This is a genomic window from Halobacillus sp. Marseille-Q1614, from assembly GCF_902809865.1.
In the GTDB taxonomy this organism is placed as follows: Bacteria; Bacillota; Bacilli; order Bacillales; family Halobacillaceae; genus Halobacillus_A.
On sequence record NZ_CADDWH010000001.1, the window covers coordinates 2745390 to 2762077 of the forward strand.

The following is a 16688-nucleotide window of genomic DNA, read 5'->3' on the forward strand; positions in this document are numbered from 1 at the left end:
ATAAAGAAGAAGCCGCTAAATTATAAGTTACATTTTCATAGACTAGGGTATAAACCAACTAACATTTACCAAGTGATAAGGAGATGGATAGTTATGTCTCAAAAATTAAAAGGAAAAGTAGCATTAGTAACAGGTGGAGGCTCAGGAATGGGAAAAGCATCTGCTATTCAGCTTGCCAAAGAGGGAGCAAAAGTCGCTCTCGCCGATATTAAAGAAAAAGATGCACAGGAAACAAAAGAAGAGATTCAAGCAGCAGGCGGAGAAGCGCTTATTATAGAAACCGATGTTTCTAAAGAAGAAGATATAGAGAAATGCTATAAGCAGCTCATAGACAGCTACGGCAGAATAGACATTATCTTCGCCAATGCAGGCATTAACGGCAAAATCACTCCCATTGAAGACATGGCTGTTGAGGAGTGGAACCAGACATTAGAAACGAATTTAAAAAGCACTTTCTTAACAGTAAAACATGCGATTCCCCATATGAAAAAGGATGGCGGAAGCATCATTATCACTAGCTCTGTTAATGGGAATCGTGTTTTCTCTAACTTTGGATTTTCGGCTTACAGCTCCTCAAAAGCCGGACAAATGGCTTTTGGGAAAATGGCGGCACTCGAATTATCTAAATATCACATACGTGTCAATGTCATCTGCCCTGGAGCAATTGAAACGAACATCGATAAAAATACTCATCCTGAAGAGGACAACTTGGAGAAAATTGAAATTCCAGTTGAACATCCTGAAGGAAACCAGCCCTTGCAAAATCGTCCTGGACACCCAGAAGAAGTGGCAGATTTGATCGTATTTTTGGGGTCTGATGCATCGCGACATATTTCTGGGACTGAGTTGTATATTGATGGGGCGGCATCCCTGCTATAATCAACCTCCTGTATTACTAGAAAAACCCCCTCAATGATCTGAACAATGAGGGAGTTCCTTATATTCGCAGCTTCTACAAAATTGAATAATTTACATCGTCTTTCTCTTTCCCGACAGTTTCCATGTATGTTCGGCCCCACTCGTACATGGATTCTAAAATCGGGATTAACGTTTCCCCGTGTTCGGTTAGAGAATATTCGACTTTCGGCGGGACAACTGGATAGACTTCCCGGTGAATGAGCTGGTCCTCTTCCAATTCACGTAGCTGTTTGGTTAGCATTTTTTGTGTAATGTTAGGCAGCATTCTTTTTAGTTCACCAAAGCGTTTAGTCCCTTCTTTTCCTAAATGCCAAAGGAGGATCATTTTCCATTTGCCTCCGATTAAAGACAATGTGAGTTCTTTTTCACAGTTGAATTCTTGCTCTGATGCTCTAGTCATTTTGCTTCCCTCCAATAGTAAATCAACCTTATAGTATCATTACGGATACTACGTGATTTAAAAGTGCGTACTATCATCATACTACTATAAGCTATACAATGGAAACTGTAACCATATTACAAGGAGGCTTTTATTACTATGAGTCGTTTTACGATCCCACGAGATATTTATTTCGAAGACAACGCCCTAGAAGTGCTAAGGTCATTTGAAGGGAAAAAGGCTGCACTTGTGATTGGGGGAGGTTCTGTTAAAAGAAACGGAAACCTCACACGCATTCAGGAACATTTGGCTGCTGCCAATATAGAAACAGAGGTTCTGGAGGGCTATAATACGGAGCCTACTGCTAAAATGGTAAAAGAAGGAGCGAAAGATCTAGAATCGTTCCAGCCTGATTGGATTATTGGTATCGGAGGCGGGTCCGCAATGGACGCTGCTAAAGCGATCTGGCTCTTTTACGAATATCCAGAACTATCATTTGAGGACGCTACGAAGCCTTTTGAACTTCCGCGCCTTCGCACAAAAGCAAAATTTGCCGGCATTCCGACTACAAGCGGAAGCGGTTCTGAAGTTTCCAACCTTTCTGTAGTTGCAGATGAAAAGACTAATATTAAATACCCTCTGGCTGATTTTGAGTTAACGCCAGATATCGCGATTATTGATCCTGTCATGATCGAAAGCCTGCCAAAGCACATTGCGGCTTACACTGGCATGGACGCCTTCACCCACACGATCGAGGCGTATGTGGCCAAACCGCGTACCTTATATACGGATATCCTTTCTCTTGGCGCTGCAGAAGTGATCAAAAATAACTTGCTTGCTTCCTATCAAGGCGACCAAGAAGCAGCCAAGCAGATGCACAGCATTCAAGCTATGGCTGGCATGGCATTTGCAAACGCAGTGCTTGGAAACGTCCACAGCCTGGCCCATAAAAGCGGTCCGAACTTCGACATTCCGCACGGGTATGCCAATGCCATTTACCTGCCGTATGTGATTCAATTCAACCGAGCTGTTGTTGAAGACCGCTTTGCTGAAATTGCCCGTCGACTTGGGCTTGAAGGAAATACAGATGCTGAATTAACGGATGCTCTTGTAGAGTATATCTACCAATTAAACAAAGACCTTGGTCTTGCCACTACCCTGCAGGACTTTGGCGTATCTGAAGAAGATTTCAACAAGCACCTAGACACAATGGCTAAAAACGCAATGGAAGATCCATGCACCGGTACCAACCCGCGTGAAACGTCTGTAGAGCAGATGAAAGAACTTTACAAAGCTGCTTTCTACGGTAAGGAAGCATTAGTGAAAGCTTAAATACAAAGTTAGAACAAAGGCTAAAAGCGCCCTGGTAGACACGAAACGCATAAGCAAAACGGCCGGAGGAAGGTGGTGGCCTTCCCTTCCGCAGCCCGGATTGCTTATGACGCGAGTGTCTGGGCGCTGGAAATGGATGTCGCTCTTTTAAATATATATCCACAGCCTGGAATTTTATAATTTCCTGGACAAAGATAAAACCGGAGCTTAGGGAATTCCCTCAAGCTCCGGTTTTTTGCTTTACCGATCTGTGGTCATTTATAAAATTCAGGATAGGAAAGGCACAGTCAGAATTAAACCTCAGGTTCTGTTGGTCTCCAGCTTAATATTTCATCATCCTTATCGGACTCTATGATGACTTCAGTGACCCCGCGTTCTTTTAAAATCTTACTCTCTATACTTTTTAAAATACCGGCGGCCGCTGCTATGGACATATCTGCATCAAATTCAACCTTTAATTCCACATGCAGCTCTTCACCTTCTTTAATGACCATAAGTTTTTGAATATCTTTTACATGTTTATTTTCAAAGACAAACTTCCCAATCTTCTCCTCCATTTGTTCATCAGCCACTCCTAACACACCGGCAGCATTATCGAGAAAGATTCGCCCCACAACATAAAACAGCATGATCCCTATAATTACGGAAGCGTACCCCTCCGCAGCGTGAAACGGTGTATAGGTGGCAATAACGATGGATAAAATGGCGATTAACGCCCCGACAGTAGCTACCATATCTTCTAAAAAAACGAGCTTTGTTGCAGGTTTCGCCCCCTTTACATTTCTAAGGCTTACCATCACAACATTAAAACCTTTTACTTGTTCTTCCCCTATATCAACGACCACTTCTTTCATCGCTTTATACAAAACATAAGCTTCCAATATGGCGGCGACTCCTAATACGCCGATGTTCAGCCAAAACCAGGAACCCGATTCAGGGGGGGCGGTAATATGATGGATTCCTTCTTTAATGGTTTCGTAAGCTAAAATCCCTACAATGATAACCGCCCCAAGTAAAACTAAATTGACTAAACGGGCAAAACCATTTGGAAATCGATCCGTTGGGGCTTTTTTGCTTAGAGCCGATCCAATAAAAACAAAAAACTGGTTAGCCGTATCACCAATACTGTGCATCGTTTCAGCAAACATAGCCACATTACCTGTTATAAAAAAAGCGATCCCCTTAATAATAGCGATAATGGCATTCATAATACTCGCAGTTAAGGCGGGTTTATTCCCCTCTTTTAATAATCCTAGAAACTCTTTCATCAGCTGCTCCTTTCACTCCGAAGAACCTCCATAGTTTACTCTTAGGTTTCCATAGTTCTATTGAAAAAATCATGAATTTCTGATTTCTCTCAATTTTGATCTCATAACATAGAAAAAACTCTCCATTGCCAAAGAGAGCTTTTTCTATTTTGTTCTTTTACTAATTTCTAACCGCTTCGTTTTATCCGTCACGTACGCATAAAGAACATCTTTTTCTTTTAAACCATGCTGATCAAGATGCTCGATTAACCATTCTTCCGATTTACCTAAAAGTTTAAGGTTTTTATACTGGGTCTTCCCATCAATAATCACAGCAATGGGCAGCCCTTCATCATCAATCGTAATATTTAAATTCCCCACCGTCACAGGTGAATTGTCTGATTTAGGGATTACACTTACTTCACCGATCGGTTCAAGCATGGCATAATCTACATCGCTTATTTTAGGGTAACCTTTACTTCTTAGAATGGAGAGAAGCTGGGCGACCGATAACCTTGATTTTTCAATGTTATCCTCTACGATCTCGCCGTTTTTAATTAATATGGTGGGCTTCCCTAAGAAGAATCCATTCCCCCACTGCCATAAGGTTAACTTCCCGAAGAATATATGAAGGGCCATCAAGATTCCTAATACGTAAATGGTTTGCATATATTCAGTACTGATTAATGGCTCAGATACAACTGTGCCCGTTATGATAATCGCTACTAAATCATAAGGGGTCATTTGAATAATTGTCGACTTCCCCATTAATCTCATGATGACTATGGCTGCTAAGTATAGCGATAGTACTTTGATCACTAATATCATGGTCCGCTCCGCTCCAACTTTTGGCATTTTTATTACGTTCCCCAAAAGTAAATGGAACTATCCACAGCTGTATAGCAACCTGATAACTCTTCTTCTATTCTAATAGAACATTTTATGGATATTAAAAAATCCTTTATAATGGTACAAATCCTAACCGATCGCAGTATCGAAAAACTTTGAAAGGAGAGGAATTCAACATGGATAGTTTTTTCTTATCTATCACTGCAATGTCTATCGGTATAGCCCTATTATTTCTTATTTTTGTACTATTGCTGCTGAAGCGTTCGAAGAATAATAAAAATAATGATTCATAAAAAAGACGCTCCCCTTAAAGTAAGGGAGCGTCCACTTATGCAGCCTTTCCGATCTTCTTATTCGGAGAGATCCTTTTCTAATTGACACTGGTATCTAATACTGTGATTTTCCTATTTCCACTGATTAAGCTTCTTAACCGCCGATCCATTTTTCTTGCTCTCCATATAATATGAGAAAAGTTCTCCGGAGTAAAATTGTATTCATCAATCAGAAATTGCTCAAATGCTTCATGATCCACCTGGTTATTATGCGTTCTCGCATAGTTAATTAAAATATAGGTCAGTTCCTTATACGTCATGCTTTTTTTCCGATCTGTTGAAAAAGCGACAGGATCCGTAGGAAGGATATAATCATTCTTCAAAGTTTCTGTTGATAAGCTGCCCTCAGATGGGTCCTCTGATTTAGACGAGTTTGCTGCTATTTCCGAACTCAGTTCTTTTAACTCGTCTTCGGCCTCCTGTGTCGTTATAACGGTTGAAGGATCAATGTTCTCTCTATTCCCCTCCATACGCTCCAGGCGGGCTATTAGTTCGTGCTGTTCATTCGTAAGCTGCTTGATCATTTCCCTCAGATGCTTTTTCTCCTCTTGTATATCCTCTAACCGCATCCCTATGGCGTCCCTTAAAGTGAACATGTTAGGAGATCCTCCTTCAATAGTAATGGCTATAGAATATAATAGCATACTAAAAAAGGGAGGTTAGTTGAAAACTTCCAGGATATCAAAAATTGATAAAATAGTAGGAATCGAAAGAGTACATTCCTTCTATTTGGGTAAAGCTTCTATTTACTCTGCTTAAACGCGTAGATAATAGTAATAAACAGAAGGAGCGCTGCGAGTATAAGTGAAGAGTAAACCACCAGCGGGACATCCCCATTCTGATTCTTAACCCCAATTCCAATAAATGCCCAGACGAATACGAGAGGGTACACCCAATCATTTTCACTTTTCATAAAATAAAGAGCCAGTCCTGTAGCGATAATCAAGAGCAGGAACGTCCAGATCGAAGCAGAGATTCCGAAGCCGTTCCACTCGATATAATTCAGATAATAGCTGATGTTGGCAATGGCAGCAACGCTAATCCATCCTAGATACACAGAAAATGGCAGCAGATCAAAGAATGACGCATTCGCTGCTTTTAATTTTACATACAAGCGAATCAGAGTCATTAGTAAAAGAAGCATAACAACAACTGAAAGTCCGAAGAATTCATAATGCCACATAAAAATCCAAAGGCTGTTCAGAATACAGCTTACGACAAATAAAGAACTCGTCGTTTGATAAACCGGCAGATCTCGCCGGCTGGCCGGGAACTGACGGATGATCCATAGTCCAAGCAGGATATAAATCAATCCCCAAATACTGAACACATACCCTGCAGGCGTGAAAAGCACATTCAACCTATTCGAAATTTCACCGGTGGTCTGCCCATTTAACGGCAGTGCATTCGCAAGACCATTCACGGTGACGACGAGAAGAAAAGCGATGACATTCAAAATAAATTTGCCCATTCCAACACTCCTCTGTTAGCACAACTATGATACATAGTATTCCTTTTCCACCTTGGATACAACTTCAGTTTATGTATACAGACAAATTATGAAAATAACCGTATCCGAAGGATATCAACTCAAATGGCATTCATATTTTTGGAAATCTTTTCACACAGGTGATAACCTTGTTTTATTACCATAAAGGAGTGGATCATAATTAGCAGCCAAATTCCTGAGATTACACTAAATGATGGTATGAAAGTGCCAATGCTCGGCTTCGGTACATACACCCTGAACGGAAATCAAGGAGCTCAGAGAATACATCACGCCATTGATGCCGGTTACCGGCTGATCGACAGTGCCTACAATTACGAAAACGAAGGAACCGTAGGGGAAGCTGTTCGACGCAGTTCCGTTCCAAGGGAGCAATTGTTAATTACCTCCAAGCTGCCTGGCCGCTATCATTCATACGACAAAGCGGTCACTACTATTCAAGAATCGCTGTATCGTGCACAGCTTGATTATTATGACTTTTACTTGATTCACTTGCCAAACCCAAAGCAAGACATGTATGTGGAGGCTTGGCAGGCATTGATTGATGCTAAAAAATGGGGGCTTATTCGTTCTATTGGTGTGTGTAACTTCTTGCCTGAACATATCGAACGTTTGCAGAAAGAAACAGATGTCCTTCCAAGTATCAACCAAGTGGAGCTGCATCCGTATTTCAATCAAGAAGAGCAAAGAATGTTTCACGAAGAGCATCATATTGCTACCCAGTCATGGAGCCCGCTGGCTCGCGCCAAGGATATTCTAGAGGAAGACGTTCTCCAGGAAATAGCAAGCGAGCACAATAAATCTATCTCTCAAGTGGTTTTACGCTGGCATTATCAGCTGGGAACAATCGCCATCCCCAGGTCTTCCTCTCCTGAAAGACAGCGTGAAAATATGGCGATTTTCGACTTTTCATTGAGTGAAACAGAAATGACCAAGATTTCAGCGTTAACGCTTTCTGACGGTCGTCTTAAGGATCAAGACCCTGCTGTTTATGAAGAATTTTAAAAGAAGCACATCTCCCAAGGCGGAGATGTGCTTTTATTCTGCAAAGTATTAAAGAAATAATCCATCACCAAAACCAATCGTATAAATATAGTATAATCCATACCCTATACTGAGTATAGAAGTCGCACCTATGAGTGTACGGTTGATTTTCAGGCTGCGGCTCCCAATTTGGTAAGGAATGCTGAGAAGCAGTGTAAATGCAAGCATCCCAAGAATTGTACCCATTCCAAATATACTAATATAAATAAAGGCTTCTTGAGCTGAATCAACCATGGACAGTGCGAGTAGTATCATAGCTGCACTGCCTGCCAATCCATGAATCTGTCCGATTGCCATTGATTTTACAAACAGCTTCTTGCTTGATTCACCTTTGACTTTTCCTGATTTAATATGAACGTTACCAGAATTCCAAAGAGGCGAAAATCCAAGGTAGATTAGCATAAATCCAACACCCATCTCAAAAGACATCGCCCATGTATCCGGGATGCTGGACTTAGTAAGGGTCATTATAAGGAAGATCCCTAATAGTGTTAACGTGTGGCCAATTCCCCAGAAGAATCCTAAAAAGCTTGAACGCCAAAACTTTTTATGCTTGCCAACAATAGTTGATACCGCTATCACATGATCGGGTTCCAATGCATGCTTGATTCCAAGTAAAAAGCCAATGGCCAGTATTTCTATCATGATAATAGCGCTCCTCTTTCCAGCATATTATTCATGCTCCCACTTTTATATCCTTTCATATCCAGCGTGACATATTTAAAATGAAGGCTTTTCAGAAAGGTGTCGATTTCCTCATGGTGCTCCAGCAAGCGCATCATATCTGAGGGCTCTACTTCGATCCTGGCAATCTCATTATGTACACGTACCCTGACCTGTCTGATCTCCAGGCCTTTTATAAACTGTTCCGCTTCATCAACCTTTTTCAGCTTCTCAATCGTAATTCTTTCACCATAGGCAATTCTTGAAGACAAGCAGGCAAGGGAAGGTTTGTCCCAATTATCGATGCCCAGCTCTTTAGCACGTATGCGAATATCATCCTTTGACATGTCCGCTTCAGCTAAAGGCCCTCTGACATTATTATCGACCGCCGCCTGAACTCCTGGTCGGTGATCGCCCAAATCATCTTTGATTAATCCAAACGTCAAATTCTTAAATTCCTTTTCCTGAAGCAGCGGGGACAAACGCTCAAATAGTCCTTTTTTACAGAAGTAGCAGCGGTTTGCATCATTTTCTGCATAGCCCGGTATAGCTAACTCAGACATTTCAATGATTTGGTGAGGAGCTTCTAATGCTGCCGCCAGCCTTTTTGTTTCTTTTAATTCCGAAGGAGGAAAAGATTCTGAATCAGCCGTAACTGCTAATACATTTTCTTCACCTAGCGTATCTAGTGCAACTTTAAGCAAATAGGTGCTATCAACCCCGCCTGAGAATGCAATGATCACACGCTCCATCTGCAGAAGAATTTCTTTCAGCTTCTTTTCCTTTTCTAGAGCTCGATTTGTGTCCATACCCAAGTCACTCCTTCCCTTATGATTCTCCTAAAACAAACCTTACAACATTCGGGTGATTTTCAAAGTCTTTCGTACCCGCACCGTATCCAATTTTGTTAACCTTCATCCCCGGAATAGTTCCATATTCAGTCGTTAATGTACGAATAATGGCTGCCCCAGTTGGAGTGGTCAGTTCTCCTTGCACCTCTGTATGATGCAAAGGGATATCTTTCAGAATTTCAAGAGTAGCAGGAGCTGGTACAGGATACAATCCATGCGCCATATGAATATACCCATTTCCGGCAGCAACAGGAGTGCTGACAACCTTGTCAATGTCCAATTGATGATAAGCGATAGCTGCGCCTATAATGTCAATCATAGAATCAACTCCCCCTACTTCATGGAAATGGACTTTCTCCAGTGTAGAGTTATGGATTTTTGCTTCTGCGATTGCGATCGTTTCGAACATAGACAGGGCTGTTAGTTTTTCTTCCTCTTCAAGATCAGATTGCTCGATGGCTTGTTTAATATCCGTATAATGACGGTGCGAATGTTTTTCTTCTTCTGTATCAATAATTAAGTGTGAACTAGAAAGACCTTTTTTGACTACTTTTTCTACAGATAGGGAAAAATCTTCGTTTACGACTGAATGAAGTTTATCCGATATGACGGATAAATCAGCCCCTATTTCTGTAAAAGCTGCCAAGGTCATATCTCCGGCTATTCCCGATATACCGCAGTCGATAAATAAGGTTCTCATATTGTGGATCTCCTTATAGTTTATTTTTATTACACTCTCAGCATAAGTGATGCGGCATAGCCTGCTCCAAAACCATTATCAATATTGACAACGGTTACACCTGAAGCACAAGTGTTTAACATACTTAAAAGTGATGTAATTCCATTCAGATGGGTGCCATATCCGACACTGGTCGGAACAGCAATTAAAGGAACCGATACCAGCCCGCCGACAACACTTGGCAGCGCTCCCTCCATTCCTGCAACTACAATCAAGACCTGGCATGATTTGATTTCCTCCAGTTGGGCAAACAGCCGGTGAATTCCTGCCACTCCAATATCATAGAAGCTTTGGCATACATGCCCCATGGCCTCGATGGTAACCTCAGCTTCCCTGGCTACGGGAATATCAGAAGTGCCCGCACAAATAACCCCTATTTTTTTAGTTTCATTCTTCATAACATATGTATCCGGTTTATAAAGCAGTGTTCTTCCGGCTGGGTCGTAGCTTACTTCTGGCAGAAGATCACAAACCTCTTTTGCTGCTAGATCTGTTACTCTTGTTGCCAGAACCGTCTGATTCTGAGAAGCAAGGTGGTTAAAAATCCCTGCTATCTGCTCAGGTGTCTTGTTCGCCCCGAAAATAACTTCAGGAAAACCTTGCCTGAATTCACGGGCGTCATCGACTTTAGCAAAACCATAATCGGTGAAGCCTTTCAGCCTTTCTTCCGCTTCCTCAATTGATAGAACCCCTTCTTGAAATTGTGTTAGAATGTGTTTAGTATATGAGTCCATTTGTCTCTACCTTTCTATGAAATTACCCTTTGGACAGAGCAGGAAGGAGCTAATCATGCAGCACCGGTATGAACATACAGATCATGAGATGATCAAAATGGAAGTAAATTTGGATGATATACCTGGTGAATGGCTCGGTCATGTCATGACTCTGCTGTTAGAGGCAGGTGCAAACGACGTGTTTTACATACCGATTTACATGAAAAAAAACCGCCCAGGCACCATGCTGCAGGTATTATGTCCAGAAACACGGGCTGAGGAATTGATGAATATTATTTTCCAGGAAACAACCACTCTGGGAGTAAGGTATTACCCCCTTTCCGTCAAACGCCTTGGTAGACAATTCAAAGAAGTTGAGACCCCTTGGGGATTTGTCACCGTAAAAGAAGGCTTATTGAATGATAAAGTGGTCCAGCGAGCTCCTGAATACAGCAGCTGCAAGAAAATTGCAGATAAATATCACATTCCCCTAAAGAAAGTATATCAGGAAGTTTGGAAAGTAATAAGTAGCTGAAAAGATAATATTTTCAATTTTCACTTAACTTCCTATTCTGCTCCACCCTATTAACCCAGCAGTTAAAAAGCTGGTTTGCAGAGTCATTTAGTTAATGCATAAGGTGTCTGTTCCCCTTTTAGAACCTGAACAATATTAAAAGCTGCTTTTTTTCTCAGTTCTACCATAGCTTCCTCTGAATACCAAGCACTGTGCGGTGTGATGATAACATTATCCATTTCCAGAAGCTCACTGTCGATCCTAACAGGCTCTTCTTCCATTACATCTAATGCGGCTCCGGCAATTCTTCCTTTTTTCAGTGCGTCCGTGAGGGCAGCTTCATCAATAATGGGTCCAACAAGTAAAAGCAGGACAGTGATTTTAGTACACCTCTTTATTTTTTATTTAATGATAAAACAACAAATTAGCTTGATTTAAGTCAACCTCCTAAAGATTTCAAATTACTCACTCCTTACAACTGGTATAAGCATAATTAACTATTTTCAATTAAGTTATTAGAAAGGTCATTTTTAACTTAATTTTAAAAAGCAGACCATTTTCTCTCGTGAAAAATGGTCTGCTTTATCGTTTTCTTATAATTTTTCATATCTTATTTGATTGGTTTGTATTAAAGATTTAGCATGCTTTAATTTATTTAGTTGTCTAATCTCCTCCAGCAGTTCATTCTATGATTGACTAGATCCCCTTTCTCTTTCTTCAGGGAGTTTCTTGCTGGCATCGGGAACGTTCTGCGGGTCAAAATTAATCACATCTGAGGAATACATCGTCACACTCATCTGTCCTCCAATAACCTTAGTGCGGATTAGCAGAGGTTGATTATACTGATTCTTAAACGTAAAATCAGGACCATACCAGCTTACCGTCGCGTCTCGTCCCGGTGGTACATAAGGCACCCGTTTGCTGTGGGAATAGCGTTCCATAATTTTCACCCCAGCGTTGTCCACTGAGTTGAACAATGTTGAAGATAGCTGGCAGATTCCACCGCCAATTCCTTCGGTCACTTCCCCTTTTACAATGACGGGGGCATTTTTATATCCCTTTTCCTTCGTTCTTTTACCAACGGCCTTATTAAAAGAGAATACTTCCCCTGGAAAGACCACATAACTGTCCAAAACTTCAGCGGCTAGGCGAATGTTGTAGGAGCGCTCTTTATTATTAGAATTAAAATAAGTCACATAATGACCGATCTGCTGGGTACGGATATTGGCAAGCAATTCACCATCTACTTTAGGAGAAATGGCAATCTTCGGTACGCTAATGGTCCCCGCCTCTGTGTCATAAAAATAACTATAGAATTTTTCCAGGAATTTTTTTTGATAAACTTTGTATCCAGCCTCTCCAGGTATAATCTCACCGGACTCGCCGATTTTTGCATCTACAGGTTCCTGGCTTATCTGCTGATCCAGCTGATCAATAAGCTCTTGGGTTTTATTCTGGTCCACAAACGGTTTGCCGAAGAACTCTGCTTCAAAGTCCTTTCGGTTTATGTGTAGGATTTCTTCCCCATCATCGGTTATCGATAAATTATCTTGTTGAATATACGGCTGAGCTAAGAGCAAACTTAAAGATAAAATGACAAATTTCATACGTAAAGCCTCCTACTGCTAGTATGAGTAGAAGGCTGTAAAACATGTGAAGAACTTTCATATGTTACATCGACGAATCTTATAAAAAAACGCCTGCTCCTTATCTCTTAAATAAGGAACAAGCGCACGTATGGAAAAATTATATCTTCATGACGCCAATTTATACTGCATCCCCTCAGTCCCATCCATTAAGGATAAAAGGATCATCGGTTTAAACCGCACACTAGGATATCTTTACGATGGATAACCTAAGATCGTTTTCACTTCTAAATATTCTTCGATTCCGAAATCGCCCCATTCCCTTCCAATACCGGATTGTTTAAAGCCGCCAAATGGAGATGAAAAATCGGCTTCCGCATCATTAACCTTCACACGGCCGGCACGAATACCAGAAGCTGTTTTTCGAAGGGTTTCTGGGTCATTCCCGAATACATATCCAGCCAGGCCATAAATCGTTTCGTTTGCTATCTTAATGGCCTCTTCAATTGTATCGTAAGTGATTATTGTCATCACAGGCCCGAAGATCTCCTCCTGAGCGATCACCATTTGATTGTCTACATCAGTAAAAATTGTCGGCTTCGCATAGTAGCCTTTGTCAAGACCTTCTGGTTTACCTGTACCTCCAGCGATTAAAGTGGCTCCTTCGTCTATTCCTTTCTCAATATAGGATTGAACTGTATCCCACTGCTTCTTAGAAACGAGGGGACCAATGTGGTTTCCTTCACGCGGATCACCGACAGGGAATTCGGCGAGTGCTTTTTTGACTGCCTCTTCAAATTCTTCCTTCATTGATACAGGAATTAAAGTCCGTGTAGCTGCTGAACAGACCTGACCTGAATTTGTTGCGATATGGCTAACCGCAGCTTTTGCTGCACCTTCCACATCCGCATCATCGAGAACGACGAGCGGTGATTTGCCCCCAAGCTCAAGGGCTACCTTCTTAATCGTTTCTGAGGCATTTTTCATAATCTTCTCACCTGTAGCACCAGAGCCGGTAAAGGATACAAAATCGATGTCCGGGTGGGAACTGATGCCGTCTCCTATTACTTCGCCCGTCCCATTTATAAGGTTAAATACGCCTTTAGGAACGCCGACTTCATCAAAGATTTCTGCTAAAATAATCGCCGCAAACGGAGTTAGTTCAGCCGGCTTCAAGACGACAGGACTTCCCGCAGCAAACGCACTCGCAATCTTAGTAGACGTTTGATTGGTCGGAAAGTTCCACGGAGTAATTAAACCACTGACACCAATGGATTCCTTCACTCGCGTATGACCCCCGCGGTCCTCCATGAAAGAGAACTCTTTTAACGATTCAGCCGCTTGTGAAAAATGATTATACCCCATCATATAATGCACTTTTTCAGAGAGTTCAAGCGGAGAACCTAGTTCATCCGTAATGGTTTCAATGATTTCATCTTTTCTTTTTTCATATTCTTTGGCAATGTTTTCAAGCATTTCTATCCGTTCTTCTTTTGTCGTTTGAGAAAACGATTGAAACGCATCTCTTGCTGCCTGCACAGCTTTATCTAAATCTTCTTTCGTACCTAAACTGATTTTTCCGATCACTTCTTCAGTCGCCGGGTTGATTACCTCTTCGGTTTCTGAGCCAGTAGATTCGACCCATTCACCGTTAATATAATGTTTTAAGTAGTTCCGCATAAAGCTATTCTCCTTTTATTTAAAAATGTTTAATTTAATAAGCTTGATTAAAATGTATCCTTTATTTGGGAAGTTGAAACATTCTTCGCCTGATTCACGTGGGCTTATCACTCCTTGCAAAGCGAGGCAGCCCGTCTCGTCGCTGGCTTTTCTTCTCAAGTCATATTAAAAAGACAATTCACCTTGACGGTAAATTGTCTTTAATAAAAATTCTCTTTTATTTAGAGGGAATCGATGGCTTCCTTAATCGACTTTGTGCCACCTACCACTTGATATTCTTTGCCAATCGTTGAGTCATTCTCCAAAGTGGCAACAATCACAGAAGCAACGTCTTCTCGTGGGACCTTTCCTCTTTCCACTGTCTCTGCCGCTTCCACCTTACCGGTTCCCTCATCATTTGACAGACGGCCGGGGTGGATAATTGTGTATTCGAGCGCTGTTCCTCTTAGCCACTCATCGGCATAGTGCTTAGCCACTACATATGGAGCGAATGACGAGTTAGCTGCCTGAATCGCTTCACGTGTCGTATCAAACGAGCTGATCATAACAAATCGCTTCACACCGGCAGCTTCAGCCGCTTTAATGGTTTTTACAGCACCATCCAGATCAATTAAAATCGTTTTATCCGGCCCGGTGTTTGGCCCGGAACCTGCGGTGAATACGACGGCATCCACACCCTCAGCTGCTTTTGTGATTGATTCAATATCGTCTTCAAGATCAACAATTGTTGTTTCTGCACCTAAATTTTCAAAATAGGACGCCTGCTCTTCTTTACGAATCATGGCTTTGGCTTCCAGGCTGTCATTTTCCTGAATAAAAGAAACGAGATGTTTTCCAATTTGTCCGTTTGCTCCGACTACAAGTACTTTCATTACCTTCACCCTTTCTAAATAAGCTTAATAAGTTCCACTAATATTACGATCATGTCTTATCTATATCGTAAAGGGAAGTAAAAGACAATGTCTAGAAATATACTCTGTTATTTAATAGCTAGACTTCTTTGTCACAGTTATATAGTCGGCTATTAAGGACAAACTAACTCAGAAATAATATCTGAGGAGTGATGAGATGAATTTTATAGGTGATATTATCACCGGGGAATTTGATCAGTTTAACGATGAGTTTGTACTCCAGCAGGTCAAGCAGTTTTCAACATCCTCGATACTTAACAAAGACCAATTTAACTCGATCTATGAATATTTAAACAGCCATAAGGGTGAGATGGATGGTCAGGTATTAACCTTGAATGAACAAATGCTCGTGCGTTTGAGTAAGGAAGAGGCAGATCTATTTATAAATGACTTAAATGAGATCAGGAATTTTTATCATTAATACGCCTAAAATCATTACTATCTTTTCCGCTTTTTGTTACGTACTAGGCAATAATGGGAAGAGTATAAGTGGATTCTATTAAAAAAGAAGGAGTGGAAGCATGAACAATCAGCAATTCGATAAAATCAAAAATGGAAAAGGATTTATCGCCGCACTCGACCAAAGCGGCGGCAGTACGCCTAAAGCATTAGCAGGGTACGGGGTACCTGAAGGTTCTTATTCCGGGGAAGATGAAATGTTTGATCTTGTCCACCAGATGCGGACAAGAATCATCACATCTCCTGCCTTTGATGGTGACCGTATAATTGGTGCGATTCTCTTTGAGCAGACGATGGATCGTGAAATTGAGGGTAAATATACGGCTGATTATCTTGCTGATAAAGGCGTTGTCCCTTTCCTCAAAGTCGATAAAGGACTAGCCGAGCAGGAAAATGGCGTGCAGCTCATGAAACCGATCCATGACTTGGATGCGACACTGCACCGTGCCAACGAACGAAATATTTTCGGTACTAAAATGCGCTCAGTCATCCATGAACCAAACGAGGATGGTATTAAGCAGGTCGTCGAGCAGCAATTCCAAATCGGAAAACAGATCATCGCTGCTGGTCTCGTCCCGATCATCGAGCCGGAAGTCAATATTCACAGTGAGAACAAGGAAAAATGTGAAGAAATCCTGCGTGATGAAATTCTAAACCATCTCAATAATTTATCAGAAGACGAAAATGTTATGTTGAAGCTTACGATTCCAACGAAAGCCAACAATTACAAAGAGTTGATTGAGCATCCGCGAGTTGTACGTGTTGTCGCACTGTCCGGCGGTTATTCCCGTGATGATGCAAATGAGAAGTTGAAAGAGAATGTTGGTCTGATTGCAAGCTTTTCCCGTGCTCTGGCAGCTGACCTTAATGCTAATCAATCTGAAGAAGAGTTTGATAAAGCATTGAAGGATGCAGTAGATACGATTTATGATGCTTCTGTGAATAAGAAATAATGATTCACAAA

Annotated in this window: 19 protein-coding genes; 6 read left to right on the forward strand and 13 right to left on the reverse strand. The window is 41.4% G+C overall.

Translation table 11 applies throughout. The features are described 5' to 3' along the window. Positions 1–93: 93 nt before the first annotated feature. Positions 94–879, forward strand: coding sequence for an SDR family NAD(P)-dependent oxidoreductase (locus HUS26_RS13585; RefSeq protein WP_173917668.1), 786 nt, complete (start codon positions 94–96; stop codon positions 877–879). Positions 880–952: 73 nt separating this feature from the next. On the opposite strand, the gene HUS26_RS13590 is transcribed toward HUS26_RS13585, so the two are convergent. Then, entirely contained in the window at positions 953–1318 is a 366-nt protein-coding gene (locus tag HUS26_RS13590) for a helix-turn-helix domain-containing protein (RefSeq protein ID WP_173917669.1), read from the reverse strand. 138 nt (positions 1319–1456) lie between these two features. Between HUS26_RS13590 and HUS26_RS13595 the strand changes: the two genes are divergently transcribed. Then, positions 1457–2629 (forward strand): iron-containing alcohol dehydrogenase, encoded by a 1173-nt coding sequence (locus tag HUS26_RS13595; protein ID WP_173917670.1) that lies wholly within the window; start codon positions 1457–1459, stop codon positions 2627–2629. A gap of 293 nt (positions 2630–2922) precedes the next feature. Here HUS26_RS13595 and HUS26_RS13600 read toward each other — a convergent pair whose 3' ends face one another. The 4 genes from HUS26_RS13600 to HUS26_RS13615 form a co-directional block, all read right to left on the reverse strand. Further along, positions 2923–3897 (reverse strand): cation diffusion facilitator family transporter, encoded by a 975-nt coding sequence (locus HUS26_RS13600; protein WP_173917671.1) that lies wholly within the window; start codon positions 3895–3897, stop codon positions 2923–2925. Between the two features lie 144 nt (positions 3898–4041). Next, complete coding sequence (locus HUS26_RS13605) at positions 4042–4731, reverse strand: DUF421 domain-containing protein (protein ID WP_254434204.1); 690 nt, start codon at positions 4729–4731, stop codon at positions 4042–4044. Between the two features lie 364 nt (positions 4732–5095). Further along, positions 5096–5653: a hypothetical protein gene (locus HUS26_RS13610; RefSeq protein WP_173917672.1), complete on the reverse strand. Its 558-nt coding sequence runs from the start codon at positions 5651–5653 to the stop codon at positions 5096–5098. A gap of 146 nt (positions 5654–5799) precedes the next feature. Next, complete coding sequence (locus HUS26_RS13615) at positions 5800–6528, reverse strand: tryptophan-rich sensory protein (protein WP_173917673.1); 729 nt, start codon at positions 6526–6528, stop codon at positions 5800–5802. A 198-nt stretch (positions 6529–6726) separates the two neighbouring features. On the opposite strand from HUS26_RS13615, the gene HUS26_RS13620 reads away from it, so the two are divergent. Next, positions 6727–7569, forward strand: a complete 843-nt coding sequence (locus HUS26_RS13620) for an aldo/keto reductase (RefSeq protein ID WP_173918852.1) — start codon at positions 6727–6729, stop codon at positions 7567–7569. A 48-nt stretch (positions 7570–7617) separates the two neighbouring features. On the opposite strand, the gene HUS26_RS13625 is transcribed toward HUS26_RS13620, so the two are convergent. The 4 genes from HUS26_RS13625 to larB are packed head-to-tail and all read right to left on the reverse strand — an operon-like array spanning position 7618 to position 10595. Next, entirely contained in the window at positions 7618–8253 is a 636-nt protein-coding gene (locus tag HUS26_RS13625; protein WP_173917674.1) for an urease accessory protein UreH, read from the reverse strand. Continuing rightward, entirely contained in the window at positions 8250–9080 is an 831-nt protein-coding gene (gene larE / locus HUS26_RS13630; RefSeq protein ID WP_173917675.1) for an ATP-dependent sacrificial sulfur transferase LarE, read from the reverse strand. The genes HUS26_RS13625 and larE overlap by 4 nt, the downstream gene beginning before the upstream one ends. Positions 9081–9099: 19 nt before the next feature. Further along, the gene (locus HUS26_RS13635; RefSeq protein ID WP_173917676.1) at positions 9100–9822 is read right to left on the reverse strand and encodes a LarC family nickel insertion protein; all 723 of its coding nucleotides are present in this window, start codon (positions 9820–9822) and stop codon (positions 9100–9102) included. Positions 9823–9851: 29 nt separating this feature from the next. After that, a complete protein-coding gene (gene larB / locus HUS26_RS13640) occupies positions 9852–10595 on the reverse strand; it encodes a nickel pincer cofactor biosynthesis protein LarB (protein WP_173917677.1) in 744 nt (247 codons plus the stop codon). 55 nt (positions 10596–10650) lie between these two features. Here larB and larC point away from each other — a divergent pair, with 55 nt between their 5' ends. Next, on the forward strand, positions 10651–11109 hold the full coding sequence (larC, locus tag HUS26_RS13645; protein WP_173917678.1) for a nickel insertion protein: 459 nt from the start codon (positions 10651–10653) through the stop codon (positions 11107–11109). Between the two features lie 83 nt (positions 11110–11192). On the opposite strand, the gene HUS26_RS13650 is transcribed toward larC, so the two are convergent. From HUS26_RS13650 to HUS26_RS13665, 4 genes are all read right to left on the reverse strand, one after another. Next, positions 11193–11486: an NAD(P)-dependent oxidoreductase gene (locus tag HUS26_RS13650; RefSeq protein WP_371809636.1), complete on the reverse strand. Its 294-nt coding sequence runs from the start codon at positions 11484–11486 to the stop codon at positions 11193–11195. Between the two features lie 288 nt (positions 11487–11774). Continuing rightward, entirely contained in the window at positions 11775–12695 is a 921-nt protein-coding gene (locus HUS26_RS13655) for a VanW family protein (RefSeq protein ID WP_173917679.1), read from the reverse strand. 234 nt (positions 12696–12929) lie between these two features. Next, positions 12930–14354 carry an aldehyde dehydrogenase family protein gene (locus tag HUS26_RS13660; protein ID WP_173917680.1) on the reverse strand — a complete coding sequence of 475 codons (1425 nt, stop codon included), beginning with the start codon at positions 14352–14354 and terminating at the stop codon, positions 12930–12932. Positions 14355–14575: 221 nt separating this feature from the next. After that, complete coding sequence (locus HUS26_RS13665; protein WP_173917681.1) at positions 14576–15226, reverse strand: SDR family oxidoreductase; 651 nt, start codon at positions 15224–15226, stop codon at positions 14576–14578. 196 nt (positions 15227–15422) lie between these two features. Between HUS26_RS13665 and HUS26_RS13670 the strand changes: the two genes are divergently transcribed. Then, positions 15423–15686 carry a hypothetical protein gene (locus HUS26_RS13670; RefSeq protein WP_173917682.1) on the forward strand — a complete coding sequence of 88 codons (264 nt, stop codon included), beginning with the start codon at positions 15423–15425 and terminating at the stop codon, positions 15684–15686. Between the two features lie 100 nt (positions 15687–15786). After that, positions 15787–16677: a fructose bisphosphate aldolase gene (locus HUS26_RS13675; protein WP_173917683.1), complete on the forward strand. Its 891-nt coding sequence runs from the start codon at positions 15787–15789 to the stop codon at positions 16675–16677. Positions 16678–16688 lie beyond the last annotated feature (11 nt).